Below are 22,791 nucleotides of genomic sequence, written 5' to 3' on the forward strand. Positions count from 1 at the left end.
CCTGGTCGACCTGGAGCACGCCGACTCCGGCGCACCCGTGGGCCGCCTGCTCGGGCAGGAGCGGCACCTGACCGGAGTGCGGCCCGGCACCACGGTGGCCCTGCGCGGCGGCCGCTGGTTCTCCCAGGAGCTGCTGCCCGGTGACGCCCTCGAACCAGCGACCGGCACCTACCGGCACGGCGGCGTGTACGTCGTCGTCGGCGGCGCGGGCGGCATCGGCGAGCTGTGGAGCCGGTACCTGGTCGACCGGTACCGGGCGACGATCGTGTGGATCGGGCGGCGCCCCCTGGCCGACGACGTCGAGCACCGCCTCGCCGACCTCGCCGCGCGGGCCCGCGCCGCGGGCGCGGCGGCGCCCGCCTACGTCCAGGCCGACGCGGGCGACCACGCGAGCCTCCTGGCCGCGTACCACCGCATCAAGCAGGACCACGCCCGCGTCGACGGCGTCGTGCACTCCGCGATCGTCCTCGCCGACAAGACCCTCGCCCACATGGACGAGGAGCGCTTCCGCGCCGCCCTCACCTCGAAGGTCGACGTCTGCGTCCGCGTCGCCGACGTGTTCGGCGCCGAACCGCTGGACTTCCTGCTCTTCTTCTCGTCGGTCGAGAGCTTCGTGAGGGCGCCCGGGCAGGCCAACTACGCGGCCGGCTGCACCTTCAAGGACGCCTTCGCGCACGCCCTCCGGCAGCGCGGCGGAGCCCTGGCCAAGGTCGTCAACTGGGGGTACTGGGGGGTGGCCGGTGTCGTCAGCGACGCCTACTACCGCGAGCGGATGGCCGCCGCCGGAGTCGACTCGCTCGACCCCGACGAGGCCCTGCGCACCCTGGAGTCCTTCCTCGCCGGTGACCGCGACCAGGTCGCGCTGATGCGCACCTTCGGCGACGAGGCGCTGCGCGGGCTCACCCTGGCCGAGCACCAGGGCCGCCACCCGTCCGCCCTGCCCTCCGTACGCGACGCCGTCGTGTCCGCGCACCGCGCGCCGCACGGCGAGGTGGAGCGCCTGCGCCGCTTCCTGCCGCACCCGCGCATGTGCGAACTCACCCTGAATCTGCTGTACGTGACGCTCCGTGAGCTGGGCGCCGAGCGGCCGGACGGCACGGGGCACCGGCTCCCGGCGCGGTACGCGCGGTGGCTGGCGGAGAGCCACCGGCTGTTCGCCGAGGCCGGGTCCGGCCCGGCCGCGCGGGATCTGGACGCCGCCGCCCTGTGGCGGCAGTGGCGGGCCGAGCGCGACGCGTGGCAGCCGAACGCCAACCAGCGGGCGCAGGTCGACCTCGTCGAGTCCTGCCTGCAGGCCCTGCCGGACGTCCTCACCGGCGCCCGGCAGGCCACCGAGATCCTCTTCCCCGGCTCCTCGCTGTCGCGCGTCGAGGGCATCTACCGCGGCGACCCCGTCGCCGACTACTTCAACGATCAGCTCAGCGTGGTGCTCGCCGACGCCGTACGCGCCTGGACCACGGCCGAACCGGAGCGCCGCCTGCGCGTCCTGGAGGTCGGCGCCGGGACCGGCGCGACCAGCATCAAGGTCCTGGAGGCCCTGGAGCCGTTCGGCGACCGCATCGCCGAGTACCACTACACCGACCTGTCCAAGGCGTTCCTGTTCCGCGCCGAGGAGCGCCTGAAGCCCCGGCACCCGTACGTGACCACCGGCATCTTCAACGCCGAGCACGCCCCCGGACCGCAGGGCGTCGACCTCGGCGGCTTCGACGTCGTCGTGGCCACCAACGTCCTGCACGCCACCGCCGACATCGCCCGCACCCTGCGCAACGTGAAGGCCACCCTGCGACCCGGCGGCCTGCTCTTCCTCAACGAGATGAGCCGCAACACCCTCCTCGCCCACGTGACGTTCGGCCTCCTGGACGGCTGGTGGCTGTACCGGGACGCGGCCCTGCGCATCCCCGGCAGCCCGGTGCTCTCCGCCGAGAGCTGGCGCGAGGTCCTGGCCGACGAAGGGTTCCGCACCGGCGTCCAGCCGGACACCGACGCCCACGCCCTCGGCCAGATGCTGATCGTCGCCGAGAGCGACGGCTGGTTCCGTACGGCGGCCGGTCCCCAGGCCCCGGCCGCCGCGCCCCCGATCGCCGTCCACGACATCCGGGAGCCGGACGCCACGGCACCGCGCCCCGCGGACGACGGCGCCGAACTGCGCGCGCGCACCGTCGGCTACTTCGAGCGGCTGCTGCGCGACGCCCTGCGGCTGCCGGACGGGCCCCTGGACCCGGCCAAGGACCTGCACGACTACGGCCTCGACTCCATCCTCGTGTCCGGCATGAACAGCGCCGTGGCCCGGGACTTCGAGGACGTCGGCAGCACCCTGTTCTTCGAACTGCGCACGCTGGACGAGCTCGTCGACCACTTCGTGGAGCGGCGGGCGGCGGAGCTGCGCAGGCTGTTCCGGCTCGACGGTCCGGCACCCGCCCCGGCCGTCGGCGCCGGTGCGCGGGACCACCACGTCGACGACGCGGCCCTCGCCGAGCGCGCCCTCGCGTACGTCTCCGGCCTCGTCGCCGGCACGCTGAAGCTCGCCCCCGAGGAGCTCGACGCGGACGCCGACCTCTTCGACCTCGGCCTCGACTCGATCCTCGTGGTCCAGCTCAACAACGCGCTCGGCAAGGACTTCGAGGACCTCAGCAGCACGCTGTTCTTCGACCGCCGGACGGTCCGGGAGGTGGTCGACCACTTCACGCAGACGCAGCCGGAGCGGCTGGCCGAGGTGGTGGGCATGGGTGCTCGGTCCGTGCCCGTGGCGCCCGTCGCGCAGGAGGCGTTCGCGCACGAGTCCGCACCGCGGCGGCCGGAACAGCGCTCCGGCGACCAGCACAGGGCCGCCCGGAGCTCCGGCGACATCGCCATCGTGGGTCTCGCCGGGCGTTACCCGGGCGCGGACACCCCCACGGAGCTGTGGGAGAACCTGGCCCGCGGCGAGAGCGCGACCGCGCCCTACCCGGCCGACCGGCAGTGGTGCGACTGGACGGGCCGGGAGCGCCCCTGGGGCGGCTTCCTCGACGACGTCGCCGCCTTCGACGCCGACTACTTCGGCGTCGACGCTTGCGAGGCGGCGGCCATGGACCCGCAGGAGCGGCTGTTCATCGAGACGGCGCACGGGGCGGTGCAGGACGCGGGCTACACACCCGCGGCGCTGGCCGGACGTGGCCGCGTGGGCGTGTTCGTCGGCGTCATGAACGCCACGTACAACGGCCGCACCGCCTACTCGTCGATCGCCAACCGCACCTCGTACCTCTTCGACTTCCAAGGCCCCAGCGTCGCCGTCGACACGGCCTGCTCCGCGTCGCTCACGGCCGTGCACCTGGCCGCGCAGAGCCTGCTCTCCGGGGACAGCGACTGCGCGGTGGCGGGCGGCGTCAACCTGCTCCTCGGCACCGACCACTTCGACGTCCTGGAGGAGCACGGGCTGCTGTCGTCCGGCGAGCGGTGCCGTCCCTTCTCCGAGCACGCGGACGGGTTCCTCGCGGCGGAGGGCGTCGGCGCCGTCGTCCTGCGGCCGCTGGCCGACGCGGTCGCGGCGGGCGACCACATCTACGGCGTGATCAAGGGCAGTGCCGTCAACTCCGGTGGCCGCACCAGCCGTTACAGCATGCCCAGCCTCGACGCGCAGCGCGACGTCGTCGCCCGCGCCCTGGACCGGGCCGGCGTCACCCCCGACACCCTCAGCTATGTGGAGGCCCACGGCACGGCGACGCCGCTCGGGGACTCCCTGGAGATCTCCGCGCTCAGCCGTGCCTTCGCCGGTGCCCGCCCCGGGCAGTACTGCGCGGTCGGCTCCCTGAAGTCCAACCTCGGCCACAGCGAGAGCGCCTCCGGCATCGCGGGGCTCACCAAGGTCCTGATGCAGCTGCGCCACGGCGCCCTCGCGCCCTCCATCAACGCCGAGGACCTGAACACCGGCATCGTCTTCAAGCAGTCGCCGTTCTTCGTCCAGCGGGAACTCGCCCCCTGGACCCCGGCCGACGCCGACGGGCGCCCGCTGCCACGGCGCGCCGGCATCTCCTGCTTCGGCGCGGGCGGCTCGAACGCCCACCTGATCATCGAGGAATACATGGACGACGAGGCACGCCCCGGCGGCACGGCGGGCGGCGAGGCCTGCCTGGTGCCGCTCTCCGCGCACACGCCCGCTCAACTGCGGACGGCGGCCGGTCGGTTGGCGGCCCACCTGAGCGACGCGGAACGCGGGCGGCGCCCGCTGGCGCTGCGCGACCTCGCGTACACCCTCGCGACCGGCCGCGACGAACTGCCCGTACGCCTCGCGCTCGTCGTCCGCTCCACCACCGAACTCGCCACCGCTCTCGCGGAGTTCAGTGCGCAGGGCACCGCGGAGCCCGGTCGGTACGCCGACCTCACCGAGCGCGCCGACGCCGAGGGCGCTGCCGCCGTGGCTCCCGTGGCGGGCCGCCCGGCCGGGGACCCGCACGCGGTCGCCCTGCGCTGGCTGGCCGGGGAGAGCGTGCCGTGGGACGAGCAGGGCGCCGGGCGCCCGGCGCGCCGCGTCAGCCTGCCGACGTACCCGTTCGCGAGGAAGGACCACTGGTACGGCGGCGTGGCGAAGGCGCTGCCCACAGATGGCGCGGGCGGCGCGGGCGGCCCGGACGGCGTGGGCGTTGGTGACACCGGCGAGACCGAGGGCGTCGGCGCTGACGGCGCCGACGGTGTGCGCGGCTGGCTGCGGGCCGTGCTCGCCGACGAGCTGGGCCACGCGCCTCACGAGATCGCCACCGATCAGGAGTTCCCCGCGCTCGGCCTGTCCTCGATGGGCCTGGTGCGCCTCGCCCGACGGGTGCGGGCGGAGCTCGACGCCGACTTCGGCTCGGCCGCGCTCTTCGAGTACCGGACCGTGGCCGCCCTGGCCGCCCACCTCGACGGCGTCCGCGTGCCGAACCCGCCCCGCAGCGAACTGCCGCGCCCGGACGGGGAGTTCGAGCCGCATCCGTTGTCCGAGGGGCAGCGGGGCCTGTGGAGCCTGCAGAAGTCCGCTCCCGACACGAGCGTGTACAACGTGCCGCTGTGCTTCCGCGTGTCCGGGCTCGACCCGCACGCGCTGCGGGCCGCCTTCGAGGGCGTCCGCACCCGGCACCCGCTGCTCGCGGCGGTCGTCCGACGTGACGGCGACCGGCTCGTGTTCGCCCGCCCCGCTGCCGCGCGGCCCGCGTTCGCCGAGCACCGGCTGTCCGCGCCGGACCCCGACGCGGTGCGCGCGCAGGTGCGTGAGCACGCCAGGGAGCCGTTCGACCTGGACCGGGGCCCGCTGTGCAGGCTCAGCGTCTTCCACACGCCCGACGGCGACGCGTGGATCCTCCTGAACGCCCACCACCTCGTCCTCGACGGAGCCTCCGCCGTCGTCCTCGTCAAGGACCTGCTGTCCGGCTACCGGAGCCTCGTCGAGGGCGGAACCCTGCCCGAAGGGCCGCCCCCGGCTGCCGACTTCGCGGAGTTCGTCGCCGACGAGACCGGCCTCCTGTCCGGTGCCGAGGGCACCGCACGGCTCGCCCACTGGCGCGAGCGGCTCGCCGACCTGCCGCCCGCCGCGGCCTTCCGCACCGACCGGCCGCGCTCGGCCCCCGACCGGGGACGGCACGGCGCCACCGAGGTCACGCGACTGCCGGTGGACGTCGGCGCGCGGATCACCCGCTTCGCCCGTGCGCGCGGCGTCTACCCGTCCGCCGTGTTCCTGGCCGCGCACAAGGTCCTGCTGCGGCAGTACACCCAGCAGGACGACCTGGTCGTCGGCATGCCGGTCAGCACCCGCCCCGGCCGCCGCTTCGACGCCACCGTCGGCCACTTCGTCACCATGGTGCCGGTCAGGAGCAGGCTGTCCGGCGACCGGACGTTCGCCGACCTGTGCGCGGACGTCCAGGGGACGCTGCTCGACGCCCTCGCGCACACCTACCCGTTCGGCCCGCTGGTCCGCGAGCTCGGCCTGGGCGGGGCGGACGGCTCCGCGCCGGTGTTCCGGCACGCCTTCATGTACCAGGACTGGCTGGAGGACGTCACCGCGGCCGCCCCGGGCGTCCGCTACGTCGAGGGCATCCACCAGGAGGGCGAGTACGACCTCGTCCTGGAGGTCATCGCGCCGCACGGCGACGAGGCCGCCTTCACGATCAAGGGGAAGTACGACCCGGCCCTGTACGACGCCGCGACCGTGGACCGGCTGCTGCGGCAGTACGTCCACCTCCTGGAGTCGGCCCCGGCCGCCGACCCCCACCAGCGGCTCGACGACTGCTCGCCGCTGTCGCCGCAGGAGCTGCACACCCTCACCGCGGAGTGGAACGACACCGCCGTGACCCAGCCGCGGCTCCGCGTCGACGAGCTGTTCGCCGAGCAGGCCGCGCGCACACCGGACGCCGTCGCGCTCGTCGCGGGCACCGGGTCGGTCACCTACGCGGACCTGGCCGCGCGCACGCGCCGCCTCGCCGCACGGCTGCGCCGCCTCGGCGTCGGCCCCGGCAGCCTGGTCGCGGTGCACCTGGAGCGCTCCGTCGACCTGGTCGTCGCGCTCCTCGCCACGCTGAGCGCGGGCGGCGCCTACATTCCGCTCGACCCGGACTACCCGCGGGACCGGATCGCCCACATCCTCGACGACGCGGCGCCCGCGCTGGTCCTCAGCACCTCCGCGCTGCGCGACCGTCTCGGTGATCCGGACGCGGCGGGGCAGCGGGTGCTCGCGCTCGACGCACCGGACGCCGATGCCCCGGCGGAGGGGGCGTGGGAGGCCGCGGGCGAGGTCACGTCCGGTGGTGAGGACCCCGCGTACGTCATCTACACCTCCGGCAGCACGGGTCGGCCCAAGGGCGTCGTGGTGCCGCACCGCGCGCTCACCAACTTCCTGTGCGCCATGGCGAAGCAGCCCGGTCTGGACGCGGGCGACCGTCTCCTCGCGGTCACGACGCACAGCTTCGACATCGCCGCCCTCGAGCTCTACCTGCCGCTGATCACCGGCGCCGAGTGCCACCTCGCCGACCCGGCCACCGTGCGCTCCGGCGACCGGCTCGCCGCCCTCGTCGCGCGGGTGCGGCCGACCGTGCTGCAGGCGACCCCCGCGACCTGGACGATGCTGCTGCACTCGGGCTGGACCAACGCGGAGGGCCTGCGCGTGCTGTGCGGCGGCGAGGCCATGTCCGAGGCCCTCAAGGAGCGCCTCACGGCCCTGGGCGGCGAGGTCTGGAACCTGTTCGGGCCCACCGAGACCACCGTGTGGTCCACCGTCGACCGCGTCGAGGCGGGCCGCCGCGTCACCGTCGGCCGCCCCATCGACAACACCCGGATCCACATCATCGACGAGCGGGGCAGGACCGCGCCGATCGGCGTCCCCGGCGAACTGTGCGTCGCGGGCGACGGGCTCGCCCTCGGCTACCTCAACAAGCCCGGACTCACCGCCGAGCGGTTCCCCGCCGACCCCTTCACGCCCGGCGCCAGGCTGTACCGCACGGGTGACCTGGCGCGCCGCCTCGCCGACGGCGCCATCGAATGCCTGGGCCGCATCGACTCCCAGGTGAAGGTGCGCGGCTTCCGCGTCGAACCGGGCGAGATCGAGCACGTCCTGACCCGGCACCCCGCCGTCCGCGAGTGCGCCGTCGTCACCAGGACCGAGCCCGCCACGGGCACCACCCAGCTCGTCGCCTACTGGACCGCCACGGGCACCGGCACGGACGCTTCCGTACGCGAACTGACCGCGCACCTGGGCCGGGACCTGCCCGCGTACATGGTCCCCGCGTTCGTCCTGCCGATCGACCGGCTGCCGCAGACCCCCAACGGCAAGGTGGACCGGCTCGTCCTGGCGCGGCGCCCCGTCACCCTGCCCGCCACGGCGTCCGCCACCGCCGCCCGCCCCGACGCCGCGCCCGACACCCCGACCGGCACCACCGGCAGCACCGGCGCCGTGCGCGACACCCCGACCGGCGCCACGGGGACCGTGCGGGACGCCGACGTGCTCGACCTGTGGTGCGAGGTGCTCGGCGTCGCCGGGCTCCGGCCCACGGACGCCTTCCTGGACGCGGGCGGCAACTCCGTCCTCGCCGTGGTGCTCGCCGACCGCATCGCCGCGCGCTTCGGCGTCCCCTTCACCTCGGCGGACGTCTTCGGCTGCGTCGACGCGGGGGGCACGGCCGCGCGGCTGCGCGCGGTGTTGAGCCCGGAGCGGGCGCCGCACGACGAGGCCCGCCCCGCAGCACCGGTGTCGGCGCCGGTGCCCGCGCGGGCGTCGGCCTCGGCTTCGGCTTCGACCGAGCGCACCCCGCGTACCGAAGTGCGCACCCCCCGCACCGAAGTGCACACCCCCGGCACGGTGGAAAGCCCCGAAGCCCCCGCCCACCTCGACGGCAGCGTCGCCATCATCGGCATCTCCGTCGGCCTCCCCGGCGCCGACGACCACCGCGCGTTCTGGCGCAACCTCGTCGAGGGCACCGAGAGCGTGGAGCTGTGCCCGCCGGACGAGCTGCGCCGCCTCGGCGTCGACGAACGGCTCGTCCAGGACCCGGCGCACGTACCGGTGCGCGCGAGCATGCGCGGCAAGGGGCACTTCGACGCCGCCTTCTTCCAGGTCTCGGCGCGCGACGCCGAACTGATGGACCCGCAGGCGCGCCAGCTCCTCCAGCACGCGTGGAAGGCCGTCGAGGACGCCGCGTACCTGCCGACGGACATCGCCGACGCGGCGGTGTACATGTCCACCGCCAACGCCCTGTACCAGGCGCCCGTCACCGGCCCCGGCGTCCGCCGCGACTCCGAGGCCCTGGTCGGCTTCCTCCAGGCCCAGCCCGGCACCGCGCCCACGACCGTGTCGCACCGGCTCGGCCTGCGCGGCCCGAGCCTGTTCGTGCACAGCAACTGCTCGTCGTCCCTCGCCGGACTCGCCCTGGCCTGCCAGGGCATCCAGGCGGGCCAGACCACGCACGCCCTCGTCGGCGGCTGCGCGATGTACGGCGAGGAGACCGTCGGCTACCTCTACGAGGAGGGCATGACGCTGTCGCCGGACGGGCACTGCAAGCCGTTCGCGGCGGACGCCGCCGGGATGATCGGCGGCGAGGGCGCCGTCGTCGTCCTGCTCAAGGACGCCCGCGCCGCCGTCCGCGACGGCGACCACATCCACGCGCTCGTGCGGGGCGTGGGCATGAACAACGACGGCGCGCGCAAGGCGGGTTACTACGCGCCGAGCCTCGCGGGGCAGAGCGAGCTCGTCGCCTCCGTGTTTGACCGGGCCGGTGTCCGCGCCGAGTCCGTGCGGTACCTGGAGGCCCACGGCACCGGCACCGTGATCGGCGACCCCGTCGAGGTGAACGCCGTCTCCGCCGCCTACCGGCGGCACACCGACGCCACCGGCTTCTGCGGCATCGGCTCGGTGAAGGCGAACGTCGGCCACCTCGACGCCGCCGCGGGCCTCGCGGGCCTCGTCAAGTCCGCCCTCGTCCTCGGCCACCGCACGGTGCCGCCGACCATCAACCACGACGCGCCCAACCCGCAGATCGACTTCGCCAACTCGCCCTTCTACGTGGTGGACCGACTCACCCCACTGCCCGAATCGGCCGTCCCGCTGCGTGCCGCCGTCAGCTCCTTCGGCATCGGCGGCACGAACGTCCACGCCGTCCTGGAAGAGGCCCCGCCCCGGCCCGGCCGCACCACGGACCACACGGGACCGCACCTCGTACCCCTGTCGGCCCGGACCCCCGAGTCCCTGCGCCGCTACGCCCGCGCGCTGGCCCGGCACCTCACCGACCAGCGGCACGACACGGACGCGCCCCGCCTCGCCGACGTCGCGTTCACCTTCCAGGTGGGCCGCACCGCCATGGCGTGCCGGGTGGCGTTCGTCGTGGAGACCGTGGCCGAACTCGTGGCCGCGCTCGATGACTTCGCGGTGCGCGAGGATCACCCCGGAGCGGCCGCGGCGGCTGCCTCCGGTGCCGCGAGTGCCCTCTCCGACGTCCTCGACGACGCGGACCGGCGCGCCCTCGTCCAGCAGTGGCTCGCCGGGCGCAGGCTCGACAAGGTGGCCCGGCTGTGGGAGGCGGGGGAGTCCGTCGCGTGGCGTGAGCTGTACGCGGACGGGGCCCGGCCGCGTCGGGTCAGCCTGCCCGCGTACCCGTTCGCCGAGGAGCACTTCTGGCTGCGGGCGGAGCGTCCGGCCGCCGGGCCCGGTGCGGCCGAAGAGGCCGTCGCCCCGCGGTACTTCGAGGAGCGCTGGGTGGCACGGGCGGCGGAAGCGGTGGCGGACGGCTCCGCCGTCGCGCCGCGCCTGGTCGTGGCCTTCCTGTCGGACCGCGCGGCCCAAGAGGCGTATCGCGCCTCGATGTCGCGGCAGGCGCCGGGCACACGCCTGGTGTTCGTCGCCAAGGCCGATGCCGCGGCGCGGGACGACGCGGCCGACCCCACGGTGTACCGGCTCGACCCGGACGACGAGCACCCCTGGTCGCGGGTGCTCGCCGCCGTCGCCGACGCCCACGGACCGCTGGACGCCGTGCACTACCTGTGGCCCACCGAGCACGCGGGCGGCACGCCGCCGCTGCGGGAACTCGCCGACGTCGGCGAGCTGGTGCGGGCCGTGGCCGCCACCGGACACGCCGTCCCCGACGTGCTCGTCGGCGGGCACTTCGAGGAGGCGGGCGAGGCCGACGGCGCGGTGGGTGAGGCTGTTCTCGACGCTCTGATCGGCTACGAGCGGTCCCTGGCCGGACCGCTGCCCGGCACCGCCCTGCGCATCGTGCTGCACGAGGGCGCCGCGCCCGCGAGCCGCTGGGCGGAGCTGCTCCTGACCGAGCAGCACCAGGAGCACAAGGTCTCCGCCCTGTACCGGAACGGCGAGCGGCATGTCTGCCAGGTGACGGGCGTGCCCGCGCCGGGCCCCGCCACGGACGGGCCGGACGGCCTGCGTGCGGGCGGCACGTACCTGATCACCGGCGCCTTCGGCGGACTCGGCCGTCGCGTCGCGGAGCATCTGGCCCGCTCGTATCGCGCCCGTCTCGTCCTGCTCGGCCGCTCCCCGCTGACCGCGGCCGACGAGGCCTGGGCCGCTGCCCTCGGTGAGCACGGCGGCGACGTGTTCTGCCGCCGCGCCGACATCACCGACGAGGACGCCCTCGTCGCCGTTCTGGGCGACCTGCCGTCCGGGCTGCGCGCGTTCGACGGCGTCGTGCACGCCGCGGGCACGGCACAGCGACTGGCCGTGACGGACGCGACGCGTACGGCGGCGCGCCAGGTCCTCGCCGCCAAGGTCGAAGGGACGCTCGTGCTCGAACGGGCCCTGGCCCGCGCCCGAGCCGTCCGGCCCGACGGGTTCGTCTGCCTCTTCTCGTCCAGCTCCGCGGCCCTCGGCGACTTCGGGAGCTGCGACTACGCCGTCGCCAACCGCTTCCAGACGGCGTATGCGCGTGCCCTCGCCGAGCGCGGCGCGGGCGCCCGCCCGCTGGCCGTGGCCTGGCCGCTGTGGGAGGACGGCGGCATGGGCGCCGCCGCCCAGCGCGCGGCGGACCACGGCTTCGTCGCCGCATACCTGGACGGCAGCGGCCAGCGGCCGTTGCCTGCCGACACCGGCCTCGCCGTCCTGGAACGGCTGTTGGCGGCGCGGTCCGGCACGGTGGCGCCGCTGGTCCTGCACGCGCCCGCCGAGCGGGCCCGGGTCCTGGCCGAACGCGCCGTCACGCGAGTGACGCTCCGTCAAGGACCGGCTGCCGCCCAGGAGTTCGCCGCGTCACACGGGGTACCCGCCACCCAGGGGGTGCCCGCCGCGGCGGAGCCGTCCGGCACGCACGACCGGCGTCGTGCCGCCCTCGCCGAGGTCGTACGCGACATCGTCGCCCACGTCCTGAAGTCCCCCGTGGACCAGCTCGACGACGACAGCGGCTTCCACGACCTGGGCCTGGACTCCATCCGCCTCACCCAGCTCGCGCACCGGCTCGCCGAACGCCTCGGCACCCCGCTCCAGCCCACCGTCCTGTACGACCACCCGTCCGTACGCCGCCTGATCGACCACCTCGTGGCCGACGCGGCCGTGCCGGTGCCGGACACGGGTGCGGGCGGACGCACTGCGGCGGGGGAGCGGGGCGCCGAGCGCGCCCCGGCTCCGGCCGCCGAACCCGTGCCGCAACCGACGGCCGAGCCCGCTCCGACGGCCGAGCTCGCCCCGACCGCCCCCGGTGCCGACGCCCCCGTCGCCATCATCGGCATGAGCGGCATCTTCCCCGGCTGCCGTGACGTGGACGCCTTCTGGAGCGCGCTCACCGACGGCAAGGACCTCGTCCGTGAACTGCCGCCCACGCGCTTCGGCGCGGCCACGGCACCGGCGGACGGCGACGAGGCCGGACGCTACCGGTGGCTGGGCGGCATTGACTGGGCGGACGAGTTCGACGCCGCCTTCTTCGAGATCGCGCCCAAGGAGGCGCGCGCCCTCGACCCGCGCCAGCGCCACCTCCTCCAGGAGTGCTGGAAGGCGCTGGAGGACGCCGCCCTCGGCGCCCAGGAGCTTCAGGGCCGACGCGTCGGCGTGTTCGTCGGCGTGGAGCAGGGCGACTACCAGCTCCTCGACGGGGCGGGCGGAAACGTCACGTCGAACCACGACGGCGTGCTCGCCGCGCGCCTGTCGTACTTCCTCGACCTCAAGGGCCCCGTCCTCGCGGTCAACACGTCCTGCTCGTCGGGCCTGGTGGCCCTGCACCAGGCGTGCGCGAGCCTGCGCGCGGGGGAGTGCGACATCGCCGTCGTCGCGGCGGCGAACTTCGTCCTCACCCCGCAGTCCCTCGCCGCCATGAGCGACGCCGGGATGCTGTCCGCCACCGGCCGGTGCGCCACGTTCGACCAGGACGCCGACGGCATGGTGCCCGGCGAGGCGGTGACGGCCCTGGTGCTGCGCCCGCTCGCGGCGGCGGCGGCCGACGGTGACCCCGTCCACAGCGTGATCACGGCCAGCGGCCTCAACTACGACGGCAGGACCAACGGCATCACCGCGCCCTCGGGCGACGCCCAGCGCGCTCTCCTGGAGTCCGTCCACGAGCGCGGCGGCATCGACCCGGCCGACGTCGGCTACGTCGTGACCCACGGCACCGGCACCAAGCTCGGCGACCCCGTCGAGGTCAACGCGCTGCGCGCGGCCTTCGCCCGGCACACCGACGAGCGCGGGTTCTGCGCCCTCACCTCGACCAAGCCCAACATCGGCCACACCTTCGCCGCCTCCGGCCTGGTCGGCCTGATCTGCCTGTCCGAGGCGCTGCGCCACCGCACCATCCCGCCGAGCCTGCACTGCGAGCGCGACAACGAGTACATCGACTGGGACGACAGTCCCTTCTACGTCAACAAGGTCACGAAGGAGTGGCCCGCACCCCGGCACGGGCACCGGACGGGCGCGGTCAGCGCGTTCGGCATGAGCGGCACCAACGCCCACGTCGTCGTACGGGAGTACACCGGCCCGAGCCCGGCGCCCGCCCCCGCGCAGCCCGCCTACCTGCTGCCGGTGTCCGCCAAGACCGGGACCGCGCTGGAAGCGGTCGTCGACGGTCTGCTCGACCGGATCGCGAGCGGCTCCCTGACGGACGCAGACCTGCCCCGGCTCAGCGCCACGCTCGTCACCGGACGCCACCACTTCCGGCACCGCTGCGCCCTCGTCGTGGGCTCCCTCGACGAGGCCACCGCGCTCTGGACCGCATGGCGCCGCGCCCGCAGCACCCGCTCCGACGCCTGCTTCGAGGGTGTCGTGCCCCGCGGCTTCACCGCGACGGCGCAGGAGCAGGCCCGCGTGACGGCGTCCGCCGACAGCGCCCGGGACACCGCGCTCGCCCCGGCGGCGCGGCGGGCGGCCCTCGTGGAGCTGGCCCGCGGTTACGTGGCGGGGCACACCGTCCCGAGCCCGGTCGCGCGGGCCGACGGACAGCGCGTGGCGCGGCTGCGGCTGCCCGCGTACCCGTTCGCGCGGAACCGGTACTGGGTGGCGACCCCAGCCGCGACCCCGGCCGCGACCCCGCCCCCGGCCCCGGCCGCCGAGCAGCCGGAGCGGCAACCCATCGCTGCCCCGGCCGCCGAGGCCACCCCCGTGCCGCGCAAGCCCGTCGTCCTGCGGGACCTCGCGGACGTACCGCACCGGCTCGACACCTCCGACACCCCGCCCGTCCCCGGGCGGCCGCGCGTCGCCCTGGCACCGCTCGCGGCCCCGGAGACGGCGGCCCGCCCCGTCACGCGTGACCACGACGTCCTGGAGGACCTCAAGGCGGCGGCCTCCCTCGACTTCGGCGGCATGGTCGCGACCCTGAACCGCACCGGGGTGATGGTGGAGCGGCTGATCCCGTACTCCGAGGAGTTCGCCGAGTACGCCGGGGAGGGCGACGGCGAAGTCCTCGACCTGGGCTGCGCCTACGGCGTGGCGAGCATCGCCGCGCTGGAGCGGGGGGCGCGGGTCGTGGCGCTCGACATGGAGCAGAAGCACCTCGACATCCTCGAACAGCGCGTCAACGACGAGGCCCGCGAACGGCTCTCGCTGCGCCGGGGCATGCTGCCCGACGTCGACTTCGAGGCCGGACGGTTCACGGCCGTGCACGCCAGCCGCGTGATGCACTTCCTCACGCCCGACGACGTGGGGGTCACCCTGCGCAAGATGTACGACTGGCTGGTGCCGGGCGGGAAGGTCTTCCTCAGCTCGGACTCGCCGTACTTCGGCTACTGGGCGTCCAAGGCCGCCGACTACGAAGCCCGCAAGCGCGCCGGAGACCCGTGGCCCGGCTACATCGACGACGTCGCCGCGCACTTCGAGGAAGCCCATGTGATCGGCGGCCCGCCGCGGATCAACGCCATCGACCCCGACGTGTTCCGCCGGGAGTGCGAGGCCGCGGGGTTCGTCGTGGAACGGGCCGGGTTCTTCGGCGCCGTGGGCGTGGACCGGGAGTCGTACGGGGCGCCCGCTCCCGACATGGAGCACGTGGGCGTCATCGCCCGCAAGCCGCCGGCCGCGGCCGCCGCCGCGCCCACCGCCGGGTCCGCGCCCGAGTCCGTGCCCGCCACCGACTCCGCGACCACGGCCGTCTCCGCGGACGGCAGCCGCATCCGCTACCGCCTGCGCGGCAGCGGGCCGACCGCCCTGGTCCTCGTCCACGGCCTCGGCTGCGACGCCTCGTACTGGGACCGGCAGCTGGCGCACTTCGCGCGCCGCCACACCGTGGTCGCCCTCGACCTCGCCGGGCACGGCGGGTCGGGCGGGAACCGGCGGCGGTGGACCGTCGAGGCCTTCGCCGAGGACGTCGCGGCCGTCGTGGAGCACGCCGGGCTCGACGACGTGATCCTCGTCGGCCACTCCCTCGGGGGGCCCGTGATGCTGGCCGCCGAACGGCTCCTGGGCGGGCGGGTACGCGGCCTGGTCGGCGTGGACACGCTGCACAACTTCGAGCCCAAGGCGCTGGACGCCGCGCAGCTCGACCGGTTCGTGCGGACCTTCACCGACCAGCCCGTCGAGCCCCGCGAGCTGTTCCTGGACGGGGCGCCGGACGACCTCGTCGACCTGGTCGCCCGTACGCGCGAGGCGACCGGCGCCGACGTCGTCTCGGGCGCGTTCCGCGAGATGCTGACGTACCTCCAGGACCTGCCCAAGCACTTCGACGTACCGCTGGTGCTGATCAACTCGACGTCCTGGATGCCGACGAACCTGACCGCCGCGCGCCGCTACGGCGTCGAGGTGGAGCTGGTCGACGACGTCGGGCACTTCGTGATGCTCGAAGCCCCCGACGTGTTCAACGCGGCGCTGCGGCGGCACCTGGAGCGGATCGCTCCCGTCGCAGGTCAGGGCGGTGGCGACGGCACCGTCGCGGGGGCAGGGGCTGGTTTCTGATGGCTGGTTCACGTACTAAGATCCACGCGAAAAGCGACCTGCATCGGTTCCTGCGCGACACCCTGGCCGGCGTCCTCGGAACCGACGTGGCTCCGAGCCGTGACGACACGTCCCTCGTCGAGCTGGGTCTCGATTCGTTCAGCTGCGCCCAGTGGCTGCACCGGGTCAACCGAACCCTCGGGCTTTCCCTCACGGTGGCCCAGGTCTGCGGTCACCCCACGTTCCGTTCGTTGTCCGCCCTGTTCGAGGGCGCCATGGGAGAACAGATGAGTGCCACACCCACTGGGTCCGCGGCCGCCCGCGACGCGTCCGCGCCGGGGCACCCGGCCATCGCCGCGTACCTCCGCGAGAGCCTCGCGGCGGAGCTGGAGCTGGTGGCGGCCGACATCGACGACGACGCGCCGTTCGTGGAGCTCGGCCTCGACTCGATCACCGGGGTCACCTGGACCCGGAAGCTGAACACGCACTTCCAGCTGTCGCTGTCCGCCACCCAGGTCTACAGCCATCCCACGGTCGACGAACTCGCGGGGCGTCTCGCGGAGCTGCTGGGCGGGACGGCACCGGCCGCGGCCGCGGCAGAGCCCGCCGAAGTGCCCGCGGCAGAGCCCGCCGCCGAGCCGGTGCCCGAGCCCGCCGCCGAGGCGCACCCCGAGCCGGAGCCCTCGCCCGGAGCGGAGGACGCCCTCGCCGCCTGGCTGCGCGCCAGCCTCGCCAAGGAGCTGGAGCTCGACGCGTCCGAACTCGACGACGACGCCCCGTTCGTCGAGCTCGGCCTCGACTCGATCTCCGGCGTCACCTGGACCCGCAACCTGAACACCCGACTGCGGCTCTCGCTGTCCGCGACGACGGTGTACGGCCACCCGACGATCAGCGACCTGGCGCGGTACCTGGCGGCGGAGCACGGCACGGTGGCCCCGGACACGGGGACCGCGGCGCAGCCCGCGCCCGCCGCAGAGGCGGAGCCGGCGCCCCGGCCCGCCGTCGCGGCCGAGCCCGAGCCCGAGGCTGACCCCGAGCCCGCCCCCGAGCCCGCCCCCGAGCCCGCCGCCGGGCAGACACCACAGCCCACCCCGCCCGGCGCCCCCGCCCGCACGCCCGGCCTCGTCGACATCGCCGTCATCGGCATGTCCGGCGCGTTCCCCAAGGCCGCGAACCTGGACGCGTTCTGGCGGAACATCCTGGACGGCCGGGACTGCGTGTCCGAGGTGCCGCCCTCCCGCTGGCCCGTGCAGACGTACTACGACGAGCGGCCCGGCGTACCCGGAAAGTCCGCCAGCAAGTGGATGGGAGTCCTGGAGGACGCCGACCGCTTCGACCCGCTGTTCTTCTCCATCTCGCCCGGCGAGGCCGAGCACATGGACCCGCAGCAGCGCGTCCTGCTGCAGGAGAGCTGGCGGTGCGTCGAGGAGGCCGGGTACGACCCCGACGACCTCTCCGGCACGCGGTGCGGCGTCTTCATCGGCTGCTCCGTGAACGGGTACGGCGGCAACGTCGACGCGACCGGGCTGAGCGCGCACCAGAACCTCGGCACCAGCAGCGCCATCCTCGCCAGCCGCATCTCCTACACCCTGAACCTCAAGGGCCCCTGCCTCTCCATCGACACCTCCTGCTCGTCGTCCCTCGTCGCCCTCGCGCAGGCCTGCGACAGCCTCTGCCTCGGCGACAGCGACACCGCGCTCGCGGGCGGCGTCTGGGTCATCCCCGGACCCGGCGTGCACGTGGCGATGAGCCAGCTGGGCGCCCTGTCGCCGGACGGGCGCTGCTACGCCTTCGACGAGCGTGCCAACGGATTCGTACCGGCCGAGGGCGTCGGCGTCCTGCTCCTGAAGCGGCTCGCCGACGCCCGGGCGGACGGTGACCGCGTGCACGCCGTCATCAAGGGCTGGGGCGTGAACCAGGACGGGAAGTCCAACGGCATCACCGCGCCCAGCGCCGAGGCGCAGGCCCGGCTGCAGAAGCACGTGTACGACAAGTTCGGCATCGACCCCGGTGACATCGAGCTGGTCGAGGCGCACGGCACCGGCACCGCCCTCGGCGACCCCGTCGAGATCGACGGCCTCGTCGACAGCTTCACCGCGCGCACCGACCGCCGCGGCCACTGCGCCATCGGCTCGGTGAAGAGCAACATCGGCCACAGCGCGTGCGCCGCCGGAGCGGCCGGTGCCCTGAAGGCCGTCCTGGCCCTGGAACACGCGACGCTGCCGCCGACCGCGCAGTACGAACGCCTCAACCAGCACATCGACCTGGACGGCACGCCCTTCTACGTCAACACCCGGGCGCGCGACTGGCGCGGCGGCGACCGGCCGCGTCTGGCCGCCGTCAGCTCCTTCGGGTACAGCGGCACGAACGCCCACATCGTGCTGGGTCAGGCCCCCGCGGCGACCGCCGGTACGGGGGAGCGCGACGGCTCCCGGCTCGTCGCGCTGTCCGCCCGCACCGCCGGTCAGCTCCGGGACCGGGCGGAGCAGCTCGCCGCCCACCTCGAAGCGCACCCCGGCCTCGGCCTGCGCGACGTCAGCCACACCCTCGGCCGGGGCCGCAAGCACTTCCGGCACCGCCTCGCGCTCGTCGCGGACAGCACCGCCGAGACCGCGCGACGGCTGCGCACCTGGCTGGAGACCGGCAGCGCGCCGTACGCGTACGCGGGCGACCACAAGCCCGCACGCCCGGCACGGCAGGACCCGCGGACGGGGCACGAGGTGACCGACGCGGCGCGGCTGCGGGCCCTCGCCGAGGGGTACGCCCAGGGCGCGGCCGTCGCGTTCGCGCAGCTCTACGCCCCCGACCGGCGCCCGGCCCGCGTCACCCTGCCGACGTACCCGTTCGCGCGGGACTCCTACTGGCTTGATAGTGACAGCCCGTCACCTGCCGGTGCCGCGCCGCCTGTTGAGCCGTCCGACGGGCCCGTCTCCGGCCCCGGCGCGGTGCTGTCCCTGGAGCCCTGCTGGACGCCCCTGACGACGCCCGCCGCGCCCGCCGCCGAGCCCGCCGACCGGGTCGTGTGGCTGGTCGGCAGCGGAGCGGACGCCGGCGCCGGGGACGCGCTGCGCGCCCGGCTGCCCCGCACCACGGTGGTGCGGACGTTCGACGTCGACGCGAAGGGCGCCCTGGACGCCGAGTACACGCGTCTGACGCAGGACGTGCTGGGGGAGCTGCGCACCCGCATCGCCGGTGGCGAGCGGCCGGGCGGGAGCTTCGTCCAGATGGTGGTCCTGGCGCACGCCGCACCGGCCGCCCAGGTCCTCACCGGGGTGTCCGGACTGCTGCGCACGGCCACCCTGGAGCACCCGTGGCTGCGTACCCAACTCCTTGAGCACCACGACCCGTTCGATGCCGCCGACGCCCGGTCCGCCGCCGCGCTCACCGACGCCGTCGAGTTGGGCGCCCGCGCCCGCACCGAGCACCACATCCGCCAGCAAGGCGGACAGCGGTACGCCAGGCGGCTCACCGAGACGACGGCGCACCCGGCGCCCGGAGCCGCCGCGCCGTGGCGGGACGGCGGCGTGTACCTGATCACGGGCGGCAGCGGCGGGCTCGGCCCGCTCGTCGCCGGGGAGCTGTGCCGCGCCCTGCGCACCGGCACCGTCGTCCTCGTCGGCCGCTCCGCCGCCGACACGGCACGACAGCGCGTGGCCGCCCTCGCGGCCCCGGGCGTCACCGTCGAGTACCGGCAGACGGACGTCACCGACCGCCTGGCCGTGGACGCGCTCGTCGAGGACGTCGTCACCCGGCACGGCGCGCTGCACGGCATCGTGCACTGCGCCGGAGTCCTCCACGACGGCTACCTCGCCACGAAGACGGACGCGGACCTGCGCGCCGTCCTCGCCCCCAAGACCACCGGCCTGGTGAACCTCGACGAGGCCACCGCCCACCAGCCGCTGGACCACCTGATCGTCTTCTCCTCCACGGCCGCCGCCCTCGGCAGCCCGGGACAGGGCGACTACGCCGCCGCCAACGCGTTCCTCGACGCCTACGTCGACCACCGCGCCGACCTGGCCGCGCGCGGCCTGCGCTCCGGCCGCGCCCTGTCGATCGGCTGGCCGCTGTGGGCCGACGGCGGCATGCGCGTCGACGAGGCGGCCCTCGCCGGGCTGCGCCGGATCGGCGTCACGCCGCTGGCCACCGACGACGGCCTGCGCGCCCTGTCCGCCGCGGTAGCGGGCGGGCGGAGCCACCCGCTCCTGCTCTGCGGCGACCCGGCGCTGCTGCGCACACGGCTGTCCGCGCAGCTCACCACGGACCCGCGGGCGCTCCCGCCGGTGCGGCAGACCCCCGTCGGCGCTCCGGCCGGCGAGCACCACCCGGCCGACGCGGGCCACACCCGGCGCACCTGGGAACACACCCTGGTCGCCGCCGTGTCGGACCAGCTGAAGGTCCCGGCCGAAGAGATCGACGGGGACGGGGAGTTCGGGGACTACGGCTTCGACTCGATCAGCCTGACCGAGCTGGCGCGGCACCTGAACGACACCCATGGCCTGCACCTCGCGCCCACCGTGTTCTTCGAGCACACCACCGTCTCCGGGCTCGCCGCCCACCTCGCCGAGCAGGCCCCGGCGCCTGCCGCACCCGCCCCTGCGCCTGCCGCACCGGCCCGTGCCGCCGCCCCCGCTTCCGTGGCGCCGGAGCCTGCCGTCGCCGATCCGGACCGGCTCGACGCGATCCGGCACGCGGTCATCGCCACCGTGTCCGAGCAGTTGAAGGTTCCGGCCGAAGAGATCGACGGGGACGGGGAGTTCGGGGAGTACGGCTTCGACTCGATCAGCCTGACCGGGCTCGCCGAGCGCCTCGGCGACTGGTTCGGCCTGCGCCTGGCGCCGACCGTGTTCTTCGAGCACCGGACCGTGGACAGCGTGGTGGCGCACCTGGCGGAGACGGCCGGGCCGACGGCGCTGCCGCAGCCGTCGGCCCCCGCATCCGCCGTCTTCCCGGCCGCCGAAGTCCCCTCCGCGGGCCCCAGCCCTCTCGGCGCCACCGACTCCACCGGCACCCCCGGCGCCGAACCCATCGCCATCATCGGCATGAGCGGCAGCTTCCCGCAGGCCCCCGACCTGTCCGCCTTCTGGGACAACCTGTACGAGGGCAGGGACTGCGTCACGGAGATACCCGAGGACCGCTGGGACTGGCGTGCCCTGGCGGCGGACCCGAGCGTGTCGCGCGGCAGGAAGCCGGTGCGGTGGGGCGGGTTCCTCGACGGCGTCGACCGTTTCGACCCGCTGTTCTTCGGCATCTCGCCCCGCGAGGCGCGCACCATGGACCCGCAGCAGCGCCTGCTGCTCACCCACGCCTGGCAGACACTGGAGGACGCCGGGTACGCGCCGTCGAGCCTCGCCGGGAGCGACACCGCCGTCCTGATCGGCACCGCGCCCAGCGGCTACGGCACCCTCGTCCAGGGGGAGCCGGAGGGCGAGGACGGCTACGCGGCGACCGGCGTCTCCGGCTCCGTCGGCCCCAACCGCGTCAGCTACCTGCTCGACCTGCACGGCCCCAGCGAGCCCGTGGAGACGGCGTGTTCGAGCTCCCTCGTCGCCCTGCACCGGGGCGTCGAGCTGCTGCGCTCCGGCCGCAGCTCCCTCGCGCTCGTCGGCGGCGTCAACACGATCGTGAGCCCCGACCTGCACATCGGCTACAGCCGCGCGGGCATGCTGTGCGAGGACGGCCGCTGCAAGACGTTCTCCGCCCGCGCCGACGGCTACGTACGCGGCGAGGGCGTCGGCGTCCTCCTCCTCAAGCCGTTGCGCGCGGCCCGCCGCGACGGTGACCGCGTCCTCGGCGTCATCCGCGGCACCGCCGTCAACCACGGCGGCCGCGCCCACTCGCTCACCGCGCCCAACCCGCGCGCCCAGGCCGACCTCCTCAAGGACGCCTACCGCGACGCGGGCGTCGACCCGCGCACCGTCACCTACGTGGAGGCGCACGGCACCGGCACCGAACTCGGCGACCCCGTCGAACTGAACGGCCTGAAGAGCGCGTTCGGCGAGCTGTACGCCGAGACCGCCGGGACGCCGGACCGCCTCGACACCCCGGCCCGCTGCGGCCTCGGCTCGGTCAAGAGCAACATCGGGCACCTCGAACTCGCCGCGGGCGTCGCCGGAGTCATCAAGGTGCTGCTCCAGATGCGGCACGCCACCCTGGTCGAGAGCCTGCACTGCGCCGACCTCAACCCCTATCTGGACTTCACGGGCAGCCCCTTCGAGGTCGTCCGCGAGCGCCGCCCGTGGCAGCGTCCGCGCGACGCCGCGGGCCGGGAGATCCCGCGCCGGGCGGGCGTCAGCTCCTTCGGATTCGGCGGCGTGAACGCGCACGTCGTCATCGAGGAGTACGCCGACGACTCCACCGGCGCGGGCACCGGCACCGACGAGCAGCACGAGGAGCACACCGTCATGGGTTCGCACGCCGACGCGCACACGGGCACGCGGCACGGGACGGCCCAGACGCCCGCAGCGGTCCCGGCACTGATCACGCTGTCCGCGCGTACCGCCGCACAACTCCGCGCGCGGGCCGGCCAGTTGCGCGACCACCTGCGGGCCGGGCGCGTCGACCGGCAGCGCCTCGCCGACCTCGCGTTCACGCTCCAGGTGGGCCGTGACGCCATGGAGGAGCGCATCGCGACCCGGGTCGACTCGCTCGCCGAACTGGAGCGCAGGCTGGAGTCGTTCGTGGCGGACCCGGACGCCCACGAGGGCTGGCACCGGGGGGCTGTGTCCCGCCGGTCGACGGCCGCCGCGCCGGATGCCGGGCGGCTCGCCGAGTCCGGGCGCGCGCTCGCCGCAGGGGCGTACGACCAGGTGCTCGCCGACTGGGTCGCGGGCCACCCCGTCGACTGGCGGGCGCTGTCCACGGCGGGCCCCCGGCCCACGCGGATCGCCCTGCCGACGTACCCGTTCGCCGACGAGAGCTACTGGGCCGGACGCGGCACCACCCCCAAGACGGCCGCCACGCCCGCGCCGCCCCTGCCCGACCCGTCCGCGTCCGGAGCGCACCCGATGCTG

At 75.1% G+C, this 22,791-nt stretch carries 2 protein-coding genes (both running past the window's edge); both read left to right on the forward strand.

The features are described 5' to 3' along the window. Window positions 1-15,802 carry the 3' portion of a non-ribosomal peptide synthetase gene (locus IE274_RS09400; protein ID WP_190115152.1) on the forward strand. 6,767 nt of this gene lie to the left of the window's left edge, so the window shows 15,802 of its 22,569 coding nt (coding positions 6,768-22,569); the start codon falls outside the window, past its left edge; the stop codon is at window positions 15,800-15,802. Then, a protein-coding gene (locus tag IE274_RS39360) for an SDR family NAD(P)-dependent oxidoreductase (RefSeq protein WP_198897931.1) crosses the window boundary here: on the forward strand, window positions 15,802-22,791 show its 5' portion. 7,269 nt of this gene lie beyond the right edge of the window; the window shows 6,990 of its 14,259 coding nt (coding positions 1-6,990); it begins with the start codon at window positions 15,802-15,804; its stop codon lies beyond the right edge, outside the window. Before IE274_RS09400 ends, IE274_RS39360 begins: the two co-directional genes overlap by 1 nt.

It is taken from the genome of Streptomyces flavofungini (genome assembly GCF_014650815.1).
Taxonomy (GTDB): domain Bacteria; phylum Actinomycetota; class Actinomycetes; order Streptomycetales; family Streptomycetaceae; genus Streptomyces; species Streptomyces flavofungini.